At 73.9% G+C, this 16,868-nt stretch carries 13 protein-coding genes; 6 read left to right on the top strand and 7 right to left on the bottom strand.

Features of this window, described 5'->3' with window-relative positions:
• Position 1 precedes the first annotated feature (1 nt).
• The 3 genes from ABZ721_RS02795 (at position 2) to ABZ721_RS02785 (ending at position 5,344) form a co-directional block, all read left to right on the top strand.
• Positions 2-835, top strand: a complete 834-nt coding sequence (locus ABZ721_RS02795) for a carbohydrate ABC transporter permease (protein ID WP_358786749.1) — start codon at positions 2-4, stop codon at positions 833-835.
• 61 nt (positions 836-896) lie between these two features.
• Positions 897-2,165, top strand: a complete 1,269-nt coding sequence (locus ABZ721_RS02790; protein WP_358786748.1) for a glycosyl hydrolase — start codon at positions 897-899, stop codon at positions 2,163-2,165.
• A 128-nt stretch (positions 2,166-2,293) separates the two neighbouring features.
• Complete coding sequence (locus ABZ721_RS02785; protein ID WP_358786747.1) at positions 2,294-5,344, top strand: glycoside hydrolase family 38 C-terminal domain-containing protein; 3,051 nt, start codon at positions 2,294-2,296, stop codon at positions 5,342-5,344.
• 39 nt (positions 5,345-5,383) lie between these two features.
• Here the strand turns inward: ABZ721_RS02785 and ABZ721_RS02780 are convergent, their stop codons facing one another.
• Positions 5,384-5,851: a MarR family transcriptional regulator gene (locus tag ABZ721_RS02780; RefSeq protein WP_358786746.1), complete on the bottom strand. Its 468-nt coding sequence runs from the start codon at positions 5,849-5,851 to the stop codon at positions 5,384-5,386.
• 105 nt (positions 5,852-5,956) lie between these two features.
• On the opposite strand from ABZ721_RS02780, the gene ABZ721_RS02775 reads away from it, so the two are divergent.
• Complete coding sequence (locus ABZ721_RS02775; RefSeq protein WP_358786745.1) at positions 5,957-6,514, top strand: DoxX family membrane protein; 558 nt, start codon at positions 5,957-5,959, stop codon at positions 6,512-6,514.
• A 40-nt stretch (positions 6,515-6,554) separates the two neighbouring features.
• Here the strand turns inward: ABZ721_RS02775 and ABZ721_RS02770 are convergent, their stop codons facing one another.
• Together ABZ721_RS02770 and ABZ721_RS02765 are read right to left on the bottom strand one after the other, a co-directional pair.
• A complete protein-coding gene (locus tag ABZ721_RS02770) occupies positions 6,555-7,043 on the bottom strand; it encodes an SRPBCC family protein (RefSeq protein ID WP_358786744.1) in 489 nt (162 codons plus the stop codon).
• Between the two features lie 25 nt (positions 7,044-7,068).
• Positions 7,069-7,905, bottom strand: coding sequence for a DeoR/GlpR family DNA-binding transcription regulator (locus ABZ721_RS02765; protein ID WP_358786743.1), 837 nt, complete (start codon positions 7,903-7,905; stop codon positions 7,069-7,071).
• A 219-nt stretch (positions 7,906-8,124) separates the two neighbouring features.
• On the opposite strand from ABZ721_RS02765, the gene ABZ721_RS02760 reads away from it, so the two are divergent.
• Entirely contained in the window at positions 8,125-10,485 is a 2,361-nt protein-coding gene (locus ABZ721_RS02760) for a hypothetical protein (RefSeq protein WP_358786742.1), read from the top strand.
• Here ABZ721_RS02760 and ABZ721_RS02755 read toward each other — a convergent pair.
• The 4 genes from ABZ721_RS02755 to ABZ721_RS02740 all read right to left on the bottom strand — a co-directional run bounded on the left by ABZ721_RS02755 (position 10,455) and on the right by ABZ721_RS02740 (position 15,113).
• The gene (locus ABZ721_RS02755) at positions 10,455-12,854 is read right to left on the bottom strand and encodes a right-handed parallel beta-helix repeat-containing protein (protein ID WP_358786741.1); all 2,400 of its coding nucleotides are present in this window, start codon (positions 12,852-12,854) and stop codon (positions 10,455-10,457) included. The two genes, ABZ721_RS02760 and ABZ721_RS02755, sit on opposite strands and share 31 nt — an antisense overlap.
• A gap of 86 nt (positions 12,855-12,940) precedes the next feature.
• Positions 12,941-13,537, bottom strand: coding sequence for a hypothetical protein (locus ABZ721_RS02750; protein WP_358786740.1), 597 nt, complete (start codon positions 13,535-13,537; stop codon positions 12,941-12,943).
• A gap of 105 nt (positions 13,538-13,642) precedes the next feature.
• Complete coding sequence (locus ABZ721_RS02745; protein WP_358786739.1) at positions 13,643-14,467, bottom strand: MOSC N-terminal beta barrel domain-containing protein; 825 nt, start codon at positions 14,465-14,467, stop codon at positions 13,643-13,645.
• 49 nt (positions 14,468-14,516) lie between these two features.
• Entirely contained in the window at positions 14,517-15,113 is a 597-nt protein-coding gene (locus tag ABZ721_RS02740) for a DUF6643 family protein (protein ID WP_358786738.1), read from the bottom strand.
• Between the two features lie 260 nt (positions 15,114-15,373).
• Here ABZ721_RS02740 and ABZ721_RS02735 point away from each other — a divergent pair, with 260 nt between their 5' ends.
• A complete protein-coding gene (locus ABZ721_RS02735) occupies positions 15,374-16,777 on the top strand; it encodes a TerD family protein (protein ID WP_358786983.1) in 1,404 nt (467 codons plus the stop codon).
• Positions 16,778-16,868 lie beyond the last annotated feature (91 nt).

The following is a 16,868-nucleotide window of genomic DNA, read 5'->3' as shown; positions in this document are numbered from 1 at the left end:
CATGGGCGGCCGTATGCCCCGCTGGCAGCTCGTCCTGCGCTACCTCCTGCTGCTCGCCGTCCTGGCCGTCACGATCGGCCCGTTCCTGTGGCAGCTGAGCACCTCGCTCAAGGGGCCGACCGAGGACATGTACAGCTACCCGCCGAAGCTGCTCCCGGAGCATCCGACGCTGGACAACTACTCGGGCGTCGCGAACATCATCCCGGTCTGGGAGTACGCGCTGAACTCCCTCAAGGTCGCGGCGGCGAGCGTCGTCACCAACTGCGTCGGCTCGGCCCTGGCCGGCTACGCGCTGGCCCGGCTGCGCTTCCGCGGCCGCAAGCTCGCGACCACCGCGTTCGTCATGGCGCTGCTGGTGCCCTTCGAGTCCATCTTCATCGCGCAGTTCACCACCATGCGCGAGCTGCAGTTGAACAACACCCTGATCGCCGTGGTGCTGCCCGGCTGCATCGGCGCGATGAACGTGCTGCTGATGCGGAACGCGTTCAGCCACCTCCCGTACGAGATCGAGGAGGCGGCCGTCATCGACGGCGCCAACGTCTGGCAGCGCTTCACGCGGATCGCGCTGCCCTCCGTCAAGGGCACCCTGGCGGTCGTGGCGATCTTCTCGTTCATGGGTGCCTGGGACGACTTCCTCTGGCCGCTGATCGTGCTGTCCGACCCGGACAAGTACACCCTGACCGTCGGGCTGAACTTCCTGCACGGCACGTTCGCCAACAACCCCCGGCTCGTCGCCGCCGGGACCATCATCGCCGTAGCCCCGCTCATCGTCATGTTCGCCTGCCTGCAGCGGTACTTCTTCCGCGGCGTGGGCGAAGGCGCCGTCAAGGGCTGAGCACCCGTTCCCCTCGGGCCGAGCACCCGATCCCCTCCCCGCACTGAGGACATCGCACCGGATGAACACCATGCGCTTCGGCGTCAACTACACGCCCACGCGCGGCTGGTTCCACCACTGGCTCGACTTCGACCTCGACGAGGTCCGCGCCGACCTGGACTCCATCGCCGCCCTCGGCCTCGACCACATCCGGGTCTTCCCGCTCTGGCCGGTCTTCCAGCCGAACCGCACCCTGATCAGGCCGCGCGCCGTCGAGCAGCTCGTCCAGCTGGTCGACGCCGCGGCCGAGCGCGGCCTCGACACCGCCGTGGACGGCCTGCAGGGCCACCTGTCCAGCTTCGACTTCGTGCCCTCCTGGACCACCACCTGGCACCGCCGCAACCTCTTCACCGACCCCGACGTCATCGACGGCGAGGCCGCGTACCTGCGCACCCTCGCGGCCGCGCTCGCCGACCGGCCCGGCTTCCTGGGCATGACCATCGGCAACGAGATCAACCAGTTCTCCTCGGGCCCGCACCCCGACCCCGACCGGATCACCCCCGGCCAGGCCGAGGCCTGGCTGCGGCGGGTGCTGGCCGCGTGCGAGGAGGGCGCGCCCGGCAAGTTCCACCTGCACGCGTCCTACGACGCCGCCTGGTACCAGGACGACCACCCCTTCACCCCCGGCCACTCCGCCCTGCTGGGCGCCGCGACCGCCGTCCACTCCTGGGTCTTCAACGGCACCGCGCAGCGCCACGGCCGCACCGGCACCGCCACCGAGCAGCACGCCGCCTACCTGATCGAACTGTCGAAGGCGTGGGCCGCCGACCCGCACCGGCCGGTGTGGCTGCAGGAGGTGGGCGCGCCCGCCCCGCACATCCCGGCCGAGCACGCCGCGGAGTTCACCGAGGCCACCATCGCCGCCGCGCTGGACTGCCCGGACGTGTGGGGCATCACCTGGTGGTGCTCCCACGACGTGGACCGCGCGCTCGCGGACTTCCCCGAGCTGGAGTACGGCCTCGGGCTGCTCACCACCGACCGCACCGTCAAGCCCGCCGGTGCCGCCGTCGCCCGGGCCGTCGAGCGGTGGCGCGGACGCGAACACCGCCCGGCGCCGCGCACCACCGCCCTGGTGGTGGAGGCGGGCGACCCGGTGGAGGCGCCGTCCCGGTCGGTGTGCGCGCCCGGCGGGGCGTTCTTCGAGGCGTGGGCGCGACTGGCCGCCGCCGGGGTCCGGCCCGCCGCCGTCCTCGCCGAACGCGCTGACGACGCCGCCCATCTGGCGGCCCGCGGCATCACCGAGGTCCTCACCGTCGAGCAGGTCGACCTGATCGCCGGAACGGGCCGGTGAGCGGCGTGCGCCGGTGCGCCGCTACCGCTCGCCCCCCGCGCGGCGTAGAGATGGAAAGGCCGTGACCCGGTCGCCCGCCGCCTCCGCCCCGCCGTCCGCCGCCTCCCCCCGGATCTGAGGAGACCCTCATGCACAGCAACCGAACCGTCACCGAGGACCGCCTCAAGCGGGTCCTCGACGAGCGCATCCGCCCCGCCGTGTACCCGCAGTCGGTGCCGCTGGACATCGGGATCTGGAACGCCCCCGGCGAGCCCGTCCCGGTCGCCGAGGGACTGGCCGCGCCCCGCACGCCCATCGAGACCGGCCGGCCCTGGGGCCCGCCGTGGGGCACCAGCTGGATCACCGTGACCGGCGTCGTGCCGGACGAGTGGGCCGGCCGGACCGTCGAGGCGCTGCTCGACCTCGGCTTCGACGAGAACATGCCCGGCTTCCAGTGCGAGGGCCTGGTCTACCGGGCGGACGGCTCGCCGGTGAAGGGGCTCAACCCGCGCAACCAGTGGATCCGGATCGGCGCGCCCGTCGCCGGCGGCGAGCGGGTGGAGCTGCACATCGAGGCGTCGTCCAACCCGGTCCTGCTCGACTACCACCCCTTCCTGCCCACCGACCTCGGCGACAAGGAGACCGCGGGCAGCGAGCCGCAGTACAAGCTCGCCCGGATGGACCTCGCGGTCTTCGACGAGACGGTGTGGGAGCTGGTCCAGGACCTGGAGGTGCTCGGCGGGCTGATGCAGGAGCTGTCCACCGACTCCCCGCGCCGCTGGGAGATCCTGCGCGCGGTCGAACGGTCGCTGGACGCCGTGGACCTGCAGGACGTCGGCGGCTCGGCCGCCGCCGCCCGCGAGCAGCTGGCCGAGGTGCTCGCCGCACCCGCCCACCGCTCCGCGCACCGCATCAGCGCGGTGGGCCACGCGCACATCGACTCGGCCTGGCTGTGGCCGCTGCGCGAGACCGTCCGCAAGGTCGCGCGCACCACCTCCAACATGACGGCGCTGCTGGAGGAGAACCCGGAGTTCGTCTACGCCATGTCGCAGGCGCAGCAGTACGCCTGGATCAAGGAGCACCGGCCGGAGGTGTACGCGCGGGTCAAGAAGGCCGTCGCGGACGGCCGGTTCGTGCCGGTGGGCGGGATGTGGGTGGAGTCCGACACCAACATGCCGGGCTCCGAGGCGCTGGCCCGGCAGTTCGTGCACGGCAAGCGGTTCTTCCTCGACGAGTTCGGCATCGAGACCGAGGAGGTGTGGCTGCCCGACACGTTCGGCTACTCGGCGGCGCTCCCGCAGATCGTCAAGCAGGCCGGCGCCCAGTGGTTCCTGACCCAGAAGATCTCCTGGAGCGAGACCAACAAGTTCCCGCACCACACGTTCTGGTGGGAGGGCCTGGACGGCACCCGGGTCTTCACCCACTTCCCGCCGATCGACACCTACAACGCCCAGCTGTCGGGCAAGGAGGTCGCGCACGCGGTCCGCAACTTCCAGGAGAAGGGCTCCGCGACCCGGTCGCTGGCCCCGACCGGCTGGGGCGACGGCGGCGGCGGCACCACCCGCGAGATGCTGGCGCACGGCAAGCGGCTGGCCGACCTGGAGGGCTCGGCGAAGGTCGTCTTCGAGAAGCCGTCGGCGTTCTTCGAGAAGGCGCACGCCGAGTACCCCGACGCGCCCGTCTGGGTGGGCGAGCTCTACCTCGAACTGCACCGCGCCACCCTCACCAGCCAGGCCCGCACCAAGCAGGGCAACCGCCGCAGCGAGCACCTGCTGCGCGAGGCCGAGCTGTGGGCCGCGACCGCCGCCGTACGCGCGGGCTTCCCGTACCCGTACCAGGAGCTGGACCGGATCTGGAAGACGGTCCTGCTGCTGCAGTTCCACGACATCCTCCCCGGCTCGTCCATCGCCTGGGTGCACCGCGAGGCGGAGGCGAAGTACGCGGCCGTCGGCGCGGAACTGGAGGGGATCATCACCGGCGCGCAGGCCGCCCTCGCGGGCAGCCCCACCGGCGGCACCTCCGTGCTGTTCAACGCCGCTCCCCACAGCCGCTCCGGCGTCCCGGCGGGCGGTGCCGTCGTCGCGGCGCCGTACACGGGCCCGGCGGTCACCGCCGCACCGCGCGAGGGCGGCGGGTTCGTCCTCGCCAACGGGCTGCTGCGGGTGGCGATCGACGCGCGCGGGCTCGTCGTCTCCGTCTACGACCTCGAGGCGCAGCGGGAGACCGTGGCGCCGGGCGCCGCCGCGAACCTGCTGCAGCTGCACCCCGACTTCCCCAACCGCTGGGACGCGTGGGACGTCGACACCTTCTACCGCAACACGGTCACCGACCTCACCGACGTCGACACCCTGGAGCTGGACGCGGTCGGCGCCGGGGTGGCGTCGGTCCGGGTGACCCGGTCCTTCGGCGCCTCGCGGGTCGAGCAGGTGCTGACGCTCAGCGCGGGGGAGCGGCGGCTGGACGTCGCCACCGAGGTGGACTGGCACGAGACCGAGAAGTTCCTCAAGGCCGCCTTCCCGCTCGACCTGCACGCCGACCGCACGGCGGCCGAGACCCAGTTCGGCCACCTCTACCGCGCCACGCACACCAACACCAGCTGGGACGCGGCGAAGTTCGAGGCGTGCGCGCACCGGTTCGTGCACCTGGAGGAGCCGGGCTGGGGCGTGGCCGTCGTCAACGACTCGACGTACGGCTACGACGTGACGCGCACGGTGCGGCCCGACGCCGCCACCTCGCTCACCGGCGGTACGACCACCACCGTGCGGCTCTCGCTGCTGCGCGCCCCGCGCTTCCCCGACCCGCACACCGACCAGGGCACCCACCGGTTCCGCTACGCGCTGGTCCCCGGCGCCTCGATCGGGGACGCGGTGCGGGAGGGCTACCGCATCAACCTGCCGGAGCGGCGGGTGCCGGGGGACACGGCGGTGGCGCCGCTGGTGTCCGTCGACCACGACGCGGTGGTGGTGACGGCGGTGAAGCTCGCCGACGACGGCAGCGGGGACGTGGTGGTGCGGCTGTACGAGTCCGGCGGCGGCCGGGTCCGGGCGCGGCTGACGACGGGGTTCGCGGTCGCGTCGGCCACGGTGTGCGATCTGCTGGAGCGGCCGGTGGGCGGGGCGGTGTCCGGCGCGGACGCGGTCGAGCTCGCGCTGCGGCCGTTCGAGATCCGCACCCTGCGGTTGGCGCGGAGCGGCCGCTGACGGCCGGCGGGGGGCCGGGGGACGGCCGGCCCGCAGGGCTCATCGGACGTTCGATGCGCGCATGCGGCGGCCGGCCTCCCCCAGACCCTCCGCGACGGCGGTGAGCTGCTCGCGGGTGAGGACGTCGATCAGGAGTTCGCGGACCAGGGCGACATGGCCCGGGGCGGTCTCGCGGACCTTCGCCCATCCCTCGTCGGTGAGGCAGGCGACGACGCCGCGCACGTCGCCGGGGAAGGACCTGCGGCGGACCAGCCCGCTCTTCTCCATCTGGGTGACCTGGTAGGTCAGTCCGCTCTTGGAGGTGAGCAGGGCGTCGGCGAGCTCGGTCATCCGCAGTTCGCCGCAGGGGGCCGCGGAGAGCCGGGCGAGGATCTCGTACTGCGGGTGCGAGAGGTCGGCGTCGTCCTTCAGCTGCTGTTCCACCCGGCGGGCCAGCAGGCTGCTCGCCGCGAGGAAGGCCGTCCAGGCCGCCATCTCCTGCTCGTCGAGCCACCTCGTGTTCTCCATGGGGACATCGTAGCCCTGTTGTTCAAATTCGAATTAGCCGCTACGGTCGGGAGCCGGTGGTTCGAATTTGAACCACGCCGTCCCCCACCCCAGGAGATCCGCCCTATGCCGTCCCCCACCACGCAACTCCCCTCGCGTTCGCTCGCCGCGCCCGCCCCGACGGACGCGGCGGCCACCCCGCACGCCTACGACGCGGGACTGCTCCTGCTCCGCCTCGCGGTCGGCCTCACCATGGCCGCGCACGGCAGCCAGAAGCTGTTCGGCTGGTTCGGCGGCGGCGGCATCGACGGCACCGGCCAGTTCTTCACCATGAGCGGCTACCCGTCGGGCAAGGCGATGGCCGTCGTGGCGGGTCTCAGCGAGACGCTGGGCGGCCTCGGCCTGGCGATCGGCCTGCTCACCCCGCTGGCGGGCGCCGCGGTGGTCGGCACCATGGTCAACGCGCTGGCCGTGAAGTGGGGCGGCGGCTTCTTCGCGCCCCAGGGCGTCGAGTACGAACTGCTGCTGACCGCGGCCGCCGCCGCCCTGGCCCTGACCGGTCCCGGCCGCCTCGCCGCCGACCGCTACCTGCCCGTCCTGCGCTCGCACCGCCTCGCCTACGGCGCGGCGGCTGTCGTGCTGGGCGTCGCCGTGGCGGGCGTCATCCTCCTGCTGCGGAAGTAGCGGCCGACCCCGCGGGGGCCGGCCGCCGAGCCCCCGCGGGCTACTCCGCCTTCGCCAGGCGCCGGTCGAGCTTCAGGACCGCGCCGCGGAACGCCCGGCCCAGGCCCGGTCGCAGCACCCGCAGTACCGTGCGCAGCGGTGCCGGGCCGTCCATCGCGAAGGTCCACTGGACGAGGCTGCCCGCGCCCGTCGGCGCGACCTTCCACTCCTCCACGAGGGCCCGCAGGCCGGGGGCGCTGGTGGTGTCGGCGCGGTAGACGTAGCGCCGGGGCGCCTCGTCGACGAGGACGGTCTCCTCGAAGCGCACGCCGCCCGCCAGGGCGACGTCGCGCCCCACGGCGGTGCGGCGCGCGGACTTCACGGAGTCGAACCAGGCCGGCCACGCCTCGGTGTCCTCGGCCAGGGCGCGGTACACCGCCTGAGGCGGGGACGTGATGGCGAGGGTGAAGACCAGGCGTACGGGCGCGGTGTCGAGGAAGTCGGTGTCGACGCGGCGCAGAGGGCGCGGGGAGCGTGATCGGCGGGCCATGCGCCGCACCCTACGTGACGACGCGTCAGCTGTCTGCGGGGGAGTCCGCCTCGCCCGCGACGACCAGGTCCGACAGGTACTCGGAGATCTCCGCGCGCAGCACCTCGGGGATGCCCGCGTCGGTGACGAGGGTGTCCACGTCCTCCAGCGAGGCGAAGGAACTGAGCCCGACCGTGCCCCACTTGGTGTGGTCGGCGATGACCACGACGCGGCGGGCGGACCGCACGAACTGCCGGTTGGTCTCCGCCTCCGCCAGGTTCGGCGTCGACAGGCCGGCCTCGACCGAGATCCCGTGCACGCCCAGGAAGAGCATGTCGAAGTGGAGCGAGCCGATCGCCCGGTCCGCCACCGGCCCCACCAGGGAGTCCGACGGGGTCCTGACCCCGCCGGTGAGCACCACCGTCGCCGCGCCGTCCCGGCTCTGCGCGCCGGGCCGCCGCTGCGCGGTGTGGAAGACGTCGGCGACGCGCACGGAGTTGGTCACCACGGTCAGGTCCGGCACGTCCAGCAGCCGGTGAGCCAGCGAGTACGTCGTCGTGCCGCCCGACAGGGCGATCGCGCTGCCCGGGGTCACCAGTTCGGCCGCCGCCCGCGCGATGGCCTCCTTCGCGCCCAGCTCCAGGCCCGACTTGGCCTCGAAGCCCGGCTCGTGGCTGCTCGCCTCGACCACCGGGACCGCGCCGCCGTGCACCTTCTCCACGACGCCCTGGCGCGCCAGGGCGTCCAGATCGCGGCGGACGGTCATGTCCGAGACGTTCAGCTTGCGGGTGAGCTCGTTGACCCGTACCCCGCCGCGCCGCCTGACCTCGTCGAGGATGAGGGCGCGTCGCTGCTCGGCGAGGAGATTCTGGTTGTCGCTCACCCGTGGCCCTGTCTCTCGTCTCATGCGTCCCGTCGAACGCCATCGAACCACGGTCATCCTTCCATGCGAGGGGCTATCCGGGCGTGCGGGGGGTGACGGGGGCTCCGGCGCGCGTCCTTGTCACCATTTCGGGGCACATTCCGTACGGGGGGCCGCGTCCGGCCGCCGGGACAAAGATCCTGGGGCCGCGCGACAGACGGGAATCATGTGAACCGGCACTTGTCGACCGGGCCCCGGGACACGTGGGCGCCGGCACTCGAACTGCTCGTCCACGGCGTGGGCGGCGCCACACCCGACGGCATGCTCGGCGATCCGCGGACCGTGCGGGTGGCCGGCGACAACACGGCGGGGCTCTACCGCCGCACGGCGGACGTCGACGCCGAGCAGGACGGGGACGACCGGAAGGGGCCGGTGCCGGAGGCCTATACCTGGTGCAACCTGACCTCGGGCAACGGCAGCCGCGCCCTGTGGCTGCTGCTGACCCCGTTCATGATCGTCAATCTGGCGCACTGGATGCGCCCGCCGACCGGCCGGCGCGGCCTGAACCGGACGTACGACGTGCTGGTGCGGCTCATCGCGCTCACCTTGACCCTGCTGCTGGTCGCCGCCGTCTGCGAGGTCTCCATGGACCTGGTCGGCTGGCAGTGCGCGGGCGGCGCCTCCTGCGTGCGCGGCAAGTACTGGCTCGGCTTCGCCGCCGCGCACCGGGGCGGCTGGTGGTCCGAGCCGGGCCGCCGGCTCGCCCTCGCGGCCCTGGTGCCCGCCGCGCTGACCGCGCTGCTGTGGTGGCTCTCGCACCGCACCTGGTACGCGTACGAGTCCCAGCGTCCGGCCGCCGACGACCGCCCCCGCGCCGACGGGCCCGCGCTGGCGCTGCCCGGGTTCTGGTACGGCCGCCGGCTGGTCGCCCGGCTGCGCTCCGCGCACACCGCCGCAGGGCTCCTCACCGTCGCGACGGCGCTGCTGGTGCCCGCGCTGCGCCACGACCACGAGCGCGGAACCGGTGCGCTCGTCGCGACCGGCTGGGGCCTCGGCGCCGCGATCGCCGTGCTCTCGGCCGCCGCGATCACCGAGACCTGCCGGGCCGGGCGCAGCGAGACCGAGCCCGACGACGCCACGGACCACCGCACCGCGCGGCTGCTGCTGTGCGGCAGCCCGGCCGTGCTGGCCGCCGTCGCCGGCTACGCCGGCTGGCACCGTCCCGGCTGGGTCTCCGCCGGGCGGCTGCCGGCCGACGCCACCTTCACCGCCTTCACCCTCGTCCAGGGGGCCATGATCGCCGCCCTGGCCGTGACGGCCGCACTGATGCACCGGGCGGCGCGCGAGCGACCACACGCGCCGGCGATCCCGGCGCAGTCGGCGGAGCCCGCCGTGGACGCGCCGCACTACGGCGGCCGGCCCGGCCGGGCGGTGCTGCGCGGGCTGGGCGGGCCCGCCGTCGCGCTGCTCGCCTGCGCCCTGGGCGGGGTGCTGACGGGCGGCGTCTGCCAGCGGATAGCGGACTGGCTGGACCGGGGCGGGACCCCGGGCCAGGACGGCGATCCGCTGCAGGGGCCGCCCGCCCTGCTGACGTGGCAGGCGTCGATCATCCCGGTGCTGCTCGTCGTGCTGGTGGGCGTGGTGGCCGGCGCGGCGTGGCGGGTGTGGCGGGAGCGGCTGGCCCTCGGCGAGCGGCTGGCCGAGCTGTACCCGGGGGAGGCCCGGCAGCCGGCCAGGACCCGGCAGATCGCCGGGGCGATCGCCCGGGCCGGGCTGACCGACTCCGTCGCGTCGCTGGTCGCGCTGGTCTGCGGGGTCTCGTTCGTGCTCGGCGCGGGCGCCGTCGTCGGGGCGTGGATCGGCGGGTCGGGGCCGGGGGAGGCGGCGCGCGGCACGCCGGGACCGCTGCCCGACGTGGCGCGGGCCGCGCAGTCGCTGGGCTCCTGGCTGGTCGGCGCGGGGGTCGTCGCCCTGCTGGCGCTCGGGCGCCGCGCCTACCGCGACGCCTCCGCCCGCCGCACGATCGGCATCCTGTGGGACGTCGGCACGTTCTGGCCGCGCGCCGCCCACCCCTTCGCGCCGCCCTGCTACGCCGAGCGGGCGGTGCCCGACCTGACGTGGCGGATGGCCGCCTGGACCGCGCGCACCGACGGACGGATCATCCTGTCCGGCCACTCGCAGGGCGGGGTGCTGGCGGCGGCGGCCGTCTGGCAGCTGGACCCGGCGACCCGGCGCCGCGTCGCCCTGCTCACCTACGGCTGCCCGCTGGAACGGCTCTACGGCCGGTGGTTCCCCGCGCACTTCGGGCCCGCGCAGCTGTGCTCCCTGCACCGGGAGCTGAGCGCCTGGCGCAACCTGTGGCGGCGGACGGACCCGATCGGCGGCCCGGTGCGGGTCGGCGAGGGCACGGTGGTGGACCGCGGGCCGCTCAAGGACCCCGTCGCCTACGGCCGCACCCCGCGCCACCCGCTGCCGGAACCGGTGCTGGGTCACTCGTCCTTCCAGACCGACCCGGCCTTCGCCGCCGAACGGGCCGCCCTGCTGCGCCGGTTGGCGACCGCGCTGCCCGCTCAGGGCAGTTCGGGCAGGTCCTCCGGGTAGAGCAGCTGCAGCTCGTCATGGCTCGGCTCGGTGACGTGCGCGAGGCGCCCCGCGTGCCGCTCGACCATCGCTTCGAAGGTCTGCCGGGCGGTGCGGCCGTTGCCGAAGCCCGGCCCCCGGGGCAGGCCGTTGAAGTACTTGAGGATCGCGTCGCCCGCGTCGTCGCCGAGCCGGTACTCGTGCTCGATCGCCTGCGCCTCCACGATCCGCAGCAGCTCCTCGGACGTGTAGTCGCCGAAGGTGATGGTGCGGGAGAACCGGGACGCCACCCCGGGGTTGGAGGCGAGGAAGCGCTCCATCTCGGCGGTGTACCCGGCGACGATGACCACCACCGCGTCCCGGTGGTCCTCCATGAGCTTGACCAGGGTGTCGATCGCCTCGCGGCCGAAGTCCCGCCCGGAGTCCTCCGGCGACAGCGCGTACGCCTCGTCGATGAACAGCACCCCGCCGCGCGCCCGGTCGAACGCCTCCTGGGTGCGGATGGCGGTCGAACCGATGTGCTCGCCGACCAGGTCCACCCGGGCCACCTCGACGAGATGGCCGCGCTGCAGCACGCCCAGCGAGGCCAGGATCTCGCCGTACAGCCGGGCCACCGTGGTCTTGCCGGTGCCGGGAGAGCCGGTGAAGACCAGGTGCCTGCGCAGCGACGGCGCCTTGAGGCCGGCCTCCTGGCGGCGGCGGCCGACGGCGATCAGGTCGATGAGGGTGCGCACCTCGCGCTTGACGCTGTCCAGGCCGACGAGGGCGTCGAGTTCGCCGAGCACGTCGTCCGAGTCCCGGACGGCCGGCTCCGGTTCCGGCTCCGCGGGCGCGGAGCCCTGCTGGGGCACCCCGCCGAGCAGCCCGAACGACTGGACGGCCACCGCGGTCGCCGGGGCGGTGGCGCCGATGTCCGGGGTCTGCTCCGCCGCCCGGTCGCTGGTGCAGTCCTCGGTGACGGGCCCCGGTTCCGCGAACTCGTAGCCGCCGCGCTCGCAGCGCTCGGTGCGGCAGCGGGTCAGGGTGCTGCGGCAGCCGTCGATGACGTGGAAGCCGTAGCCGCGGCTGCCGGTGACCCGGCAGCCGGTGAAGGTGCCGCGGCCCTCGGCCGACACGTAGAACCCGGCCTCGGCGGGGTTGGTGACGGTGCAGCGGTCCAGCACCGGGTCGGCGCCCTTGGTGACGATGACACCGGTGGCCGTGTCGTCGATGGTGACCGCGGCCAGGGTGCCGCCGCTGCCGTGGTCGCGGAACCAGGCGCCGGTGGCGGCCTCGCGGATCCGGCAGTCGTCGAGCTGGACGGTGGCGCCGTCGCTCACCGACACCGCGGTGTTGCGCACCTGGGTGAAGTCGCTGTCCACCACGTCCGCCCGCGAGCCGCGGTCGAGGACGAACAGGGCGTCGGGCACGTCGTGCACCCGGCAGGAGTCCAGCACGGCGGCGGCCCCGTCGCTCACCCAGACCGCCGGGTAGTCGCCCGTGCTGTCGTGGATCTCGCACTGGTTGGCGTCCACCCGGGTGCCCGGGTCCCACACCGACAGGCCGTTGCGGCCGAAGCGGCGCACGGCGGAGCGGGTGAGGGTGAGCACCGAACGGGCCCGCAGGTCGATCGCGTTCTCGGGGATGTCGTGGATGTCGCAGTCGGACAGGGTGAGCACCGCGTCGGTGTCGAGCGTGATCCCGTCGCCCGTGGTGCGGTGCACCTGGCAGTCGGTGAAGTGCCCGGTGGCGCGCGAGGCGACCTGCACCCCGGTGCCCTTGATCTCGTAGACCTCGCAGCCGACGGCCTCGGCGGAGGTGCCCTCGCCGGTGACGGACAGGCCCGCGCCGTTGCTGTGGTGGATGCGGCAGCGCTCCAGCCGGGGCGAGGCCCCGCCGCGCACCGACACGCCCGTCTGGCCCGCGCAGACCACCTCGCAGTCCTCGAACAGCCCGCCCGCCGACTCCAGGAGGCTGATCCCCAGCCCCGCCGGATTGTCCACGGTGCACTGCCGGACGGTGGGCCGCGCGCTGTCGCGCACCTCTATGCCGACGGCCGACCGGGTGGTGACCCGCAGGCCCGTCAGTTCCGGTGCGCAGCCCTCGATGAGCAGGGCGGCCACCGAGGTGTCCTGCCCCTCGACGGTCAGGTCCTGGACGAGGGCCGCCGCGCGCAGCGTCAGCGCCACGCCCGCCGCCGGGGCGATCCGCACCGAGCCCAGGCCCTCCGCGGCACGCAGCGTCACGGTCCGGGTCACGACCAGGTTCTCCCGGTAGGTGCCCGGCGCGATCGACAGCACGTCGCCGTCACCGGCCGCCTCCAGGGCCGCGGCCAGGGTCTCGTACTCTCCCGAACGGCGGCGCCACCGCGAGCTGCTCGTGCTGGTCACCTGCACCACGCCATGTGCCATCGGGCTGCCCTGCCCCCACCTCTTGCGTTAAGCCACCGGGGGATCCACCGTAGCGTGCGTGGGGCGCCCTCCATGACGAGTCGCGGTCAGCCGCCGGCGCCCGCCCGTCCCCAATCCTGCCCGACACGGGCCCAATCACGCTCCCATTCGAGGAGCCGGCGGCGCAGCAGCCGCCGCAGCAGCAACTGCCGTGCCCCCAGCAGGGCCCCGCCGGCCAGCACCGCCCCGCCGATCCCGGCCAGCGCGGCGTGCGCCCGGGCGGTGGCGCGGTCCAGCGGCGGATCGGCCGGCCGGCCGGTGCGGTCGGTCCAGATGTGCAGCCGGCCGCCGACCCGCTCCTGGTTCTCGACGCGGACGGTGCCGCTGCGCGCCGAGCCGTCCGGCGCCTTCCAGGTCAGCACCGCGGGCCGCCGGCGCTCGCCCGCCCGGGCGGGCGAGCTGTCCGTCTCCGCCGGCCGAGGCGCGGCGACCGGGGCGGCGGGGACCAGGGCGCGCTCGGCCAGTTGGTGGCGCACGGTGCGCTGCAGGGCGCGGTTGGCGGCCTGGCCGGTGAACCAGCCGGCCGCGGGCACCGCGCAGACCAGCAGGACCGCGGCGAGCAGGCTGATCCACGCCTCGACCAGATCCGAGCGGCGGCGCAGCGGACTGCGCCGCCAACGCCAGAAGCGCACCCTGGAGCCCATGGAGGAGCACCCCCTTCAACCGTTCCCGTCACTGAACGGCGCGGACCCGCGCGGGAGCGGGCCGGGCCGGTCGCGCGGTGGTCGCGGGAGCGATGCCCTGGCGCGTCACTCCAGGATGGTCAACGGGTCGCCGACCCGCAGGGTTCCGGGGTGTTCGGGGATCAGATTCTGACCGAAGACCGTCTTGCCGTCGATGCGGTGGTGCTTGGCCAGGCTGCGCATCGGCTCCCTGCCGCGTACGGCGGTCTCCTGGTCCGTCGTCGGCACGGCGCAGCGCGCGCAGCGCTTGGCGACGCGGAAGGTGACCTCGCCGATCCTGATCCGCCGCCAGTCGTCCTCGGCCCAGGCCCCGGTGCCGTCCACGACCGCGTTGGGCCGGAACCGGTTCATCGGCAGCGGTCCCTCGGCGGCGTGCGGGCCTTGCGCGATATGGGTGTTGAGGGCGTCGAGCGACGCGGTGGCGGTGAGGAGCAGCGGGAAGCCGTCGGCGAACGACACGGTGTCGCCGGGACGGGAGAACTCCGGGTCGACGGGGCGGCAGACGGCCGGGTCCGGCATGTGCACCAGGCGGGCCGGCACGCCGAGGTAGTCGCTGAACCAGGCGGCGGCAGCGCCGTCCGCCACGACGGCCTCGACCTTGTCGCCGAAGATCAGCACCGGTTCCGGCGCGCCGTCCTCCGGCGGGTCCACCCGCAGCGCCTCGCGGCCCGGCGCGGTGAACCGCAGGCTGCCGCCCCCCGACGGCTGCGCGGTCACCAGCGCCGTCTCCGCGTGCTGCCGCTGCGTGATGACGCGCCCGTCGTCGTCCACCAGCATCCACCTGCGGTCTCCGGCGAGCCCCCACGGCTCCACGTCCGCCGCTTCGTGGGTGAGGCCGCGAAGCGATTTGACCGGGTAGGTGTGCAAGGCGCTGAGCAGGGCGTTGGGCATACCGGCATCCTGCCAGCACGGGTCGCGACCCGGCCAGCCGGTTTCGGGCTCAGCCCTGGTAGTAGCCCTGGTTCCCCTGGCCGAGCGGACGCCGCTGCTGGTACGGGTCCTCCACGTAGCCGCTCGGCGACTGGCGCGGCGCCGGCCGCTGCGGCTGGCGCGCGGAGTCGTAGCCGGGGCCGCCCTGCGCGGGGGCCTGCTGCGGCGGCTGCTGCACCGGATGGCTGCCGGTGGAACCGGGGTTGTAGCCGCCTGCGCCGGAGAAGCCGTTCGCCCCGTTGAAGCCGTTGTACGAGCCGCTCGCGCGGCCCCCGCCGGCCTGCTGCGGGATGTACGGCGCCGGGGTGTGCTGCACCGGCGCGGGCTGCGGCTGGTAGCCGTTCGACGGGTAGTTGTTGGACATGCCCTGCGCGGCCGGGTACGGGGAGTACTGCGACGAACCGGACGGCAGCGCGGGGAGGGCGGCCGGCAGGGCCGGAAGGTTCCTGCCGGTCTCGTACGAGGGATACGCGTACTCTGCCGGCACCCTGATCGGGGCGATCTGGGGGGTGCCACGCTCAGCGACGAGGCTGTCGTAGATCGGCGTGTCCGGGAAGGACGGCGCTGCGTAGTAGCCGCCACCATAGGTGCCGCGGGGGGAGCTCATGGCACTTAAGTTAAGCCCACGATGTGCTGGTTGGGGAGACCGATTAGTAGGTTGTTTTGTGTGCTGTGAGTGACGGTCGACCCTCAATGCGAGCGAATCGACGAAAATCGGTCATCATTGAACGCGAGATCGAGCAAAAGCCGTGCCCGTAGGGCGTTACCGGCGGTCGCCTCCCGCCCCGCCGGGGTGCGGCGTATGTCCACGGTCAGGGGTCGGGGCTACGGTGGACCGCACCGTGTGCAAAAGGGGAGAGCATGACGATGCGCAAGGGCACGAACGTGCCGGTGTCCGTCCCGTCCGTCCGCGTGGAGCTGGGATGGCGTGCGGGACCGGGTGTCCCTGACGTGGACGCCTCGGCCCTGCTGCTGGCAGGGGGCAAGGTCAGGTCCGACGCCGACTTCGTCTTCTACAACCAGCCGGCGCACGCCTCCGGCGCCGTGCGCCACGAGGGCAAGCGCACCGCCGGCGACACGGTGACGGACACACTCTCCGTCGACCTCGGCCGGGTGGAACCGGCCATCGAGACCATCGTGCTCGCCGCCTCCAGCGACGGCGGGACGTTCGGTCGGGTCCCCGGGCTGCACATCCGCCTCAGCGACCCGGCCAGCGGCGCGGAACTGGCGCGCTTCGACAGCACCGACGCCTCCGTGGAGACCGCGTTCGTGCTCGGCGAGCTCTACCGCCGCCAGGGCGCCTGGAAGTTCCGCGCGGTGGGGCAGGGGTACGACAGCGGACTGGGCGGCCTCGCCACGGACTTCGGCATCTCGGTCGACGAGCCGGCCGCTCCGGCGCCGGCCCCCGCCCCGCAGACCCACCAGCCGCCGCCGCAGGCCCCGCAGACCTACCAGGCCCCGCAGCAGCCGTACCAGCCGCCGCCCCCCGCGCCGCAGAGCTACCAGCCGCCGCCGCAGCCGTACCAGCCCCCGCCCCCGGCGCCGCAGACCTACCAGGCCCCGCAGCAGCCGTACCAGGCGCCGCCCGCGCCGACGCAGCCGCCCGGCGCCCCGCCGGCCGCCCCGCAGCCCGTGCGGCTGACGAAGGTGACGCTGACCAAGGAGGCTCCCTCGGTCTCCCTCACCAAGCAGGGCGGCACCTCCGGCGCGATGCGGGTGAACCTGATCTGGCAGGTGCACAAGCAGTTCAAGGGATGGGGGCGCAAGAGCGGGAAGCCGTCGGCGTTCCACTCCGACCTCGACCTCGACCTGTGCGCCCTGTTCGAACTCGCCGACGGCAGCAAGGGCGTGATCCAGGCGCTCGGCAACGCGTTCGGATCCCTGCACCAGCCGCCCTTCATCCACCTGGACGGCGACGACAGGACCGGCGGCTCCGAGTCCGGTGAGAACCTCACCATCAACCTGGACCACAAGCAGGCGTTCCGCCGGATCCTCATCTTCGTGACGATCTACGAGGGCGCGCGCAGCTTCGCGGGCCTGCACGCGACCGTCACCCTGCAGCCGGCGGGCGGCGCCCCGATCGACTTCTCGCTCGACGAGTGCACCGTGCCGTCGAACGTCTGCGCCCTGGCCCTCATCACCAACCAGGGCGGTGACCTGGTGGTGCAGCGCGAGGCGCGCTACCTGGTGCCGCAGCGCGGCGTCAGCCCGCAGCGCACGGTCGACTACGCCTACGGATGGGGCATGAACTGGACGCCGGGCCGTAAGTGACCCGGAGGGTCCCCGACTCGCCCTGACGGGGGGCGCCGCTGTGCCACAGTGGCGCCCCGGAGCGGTGCATTCCGGGGGATTCCCCCCGCCG

The sequence above is a fragment of the Streptomyces sp. NPDC006733 genome, from assembly GCF_040636125.1.
GTDB lineage: Bacteria > Actinomycetota > Actinomycetes > Streptomycetales > Streptomycetaceae > Actinacidiphila.
This window is presented reverse-complemented; position numbering and strand designations above follow the sequence as displayed.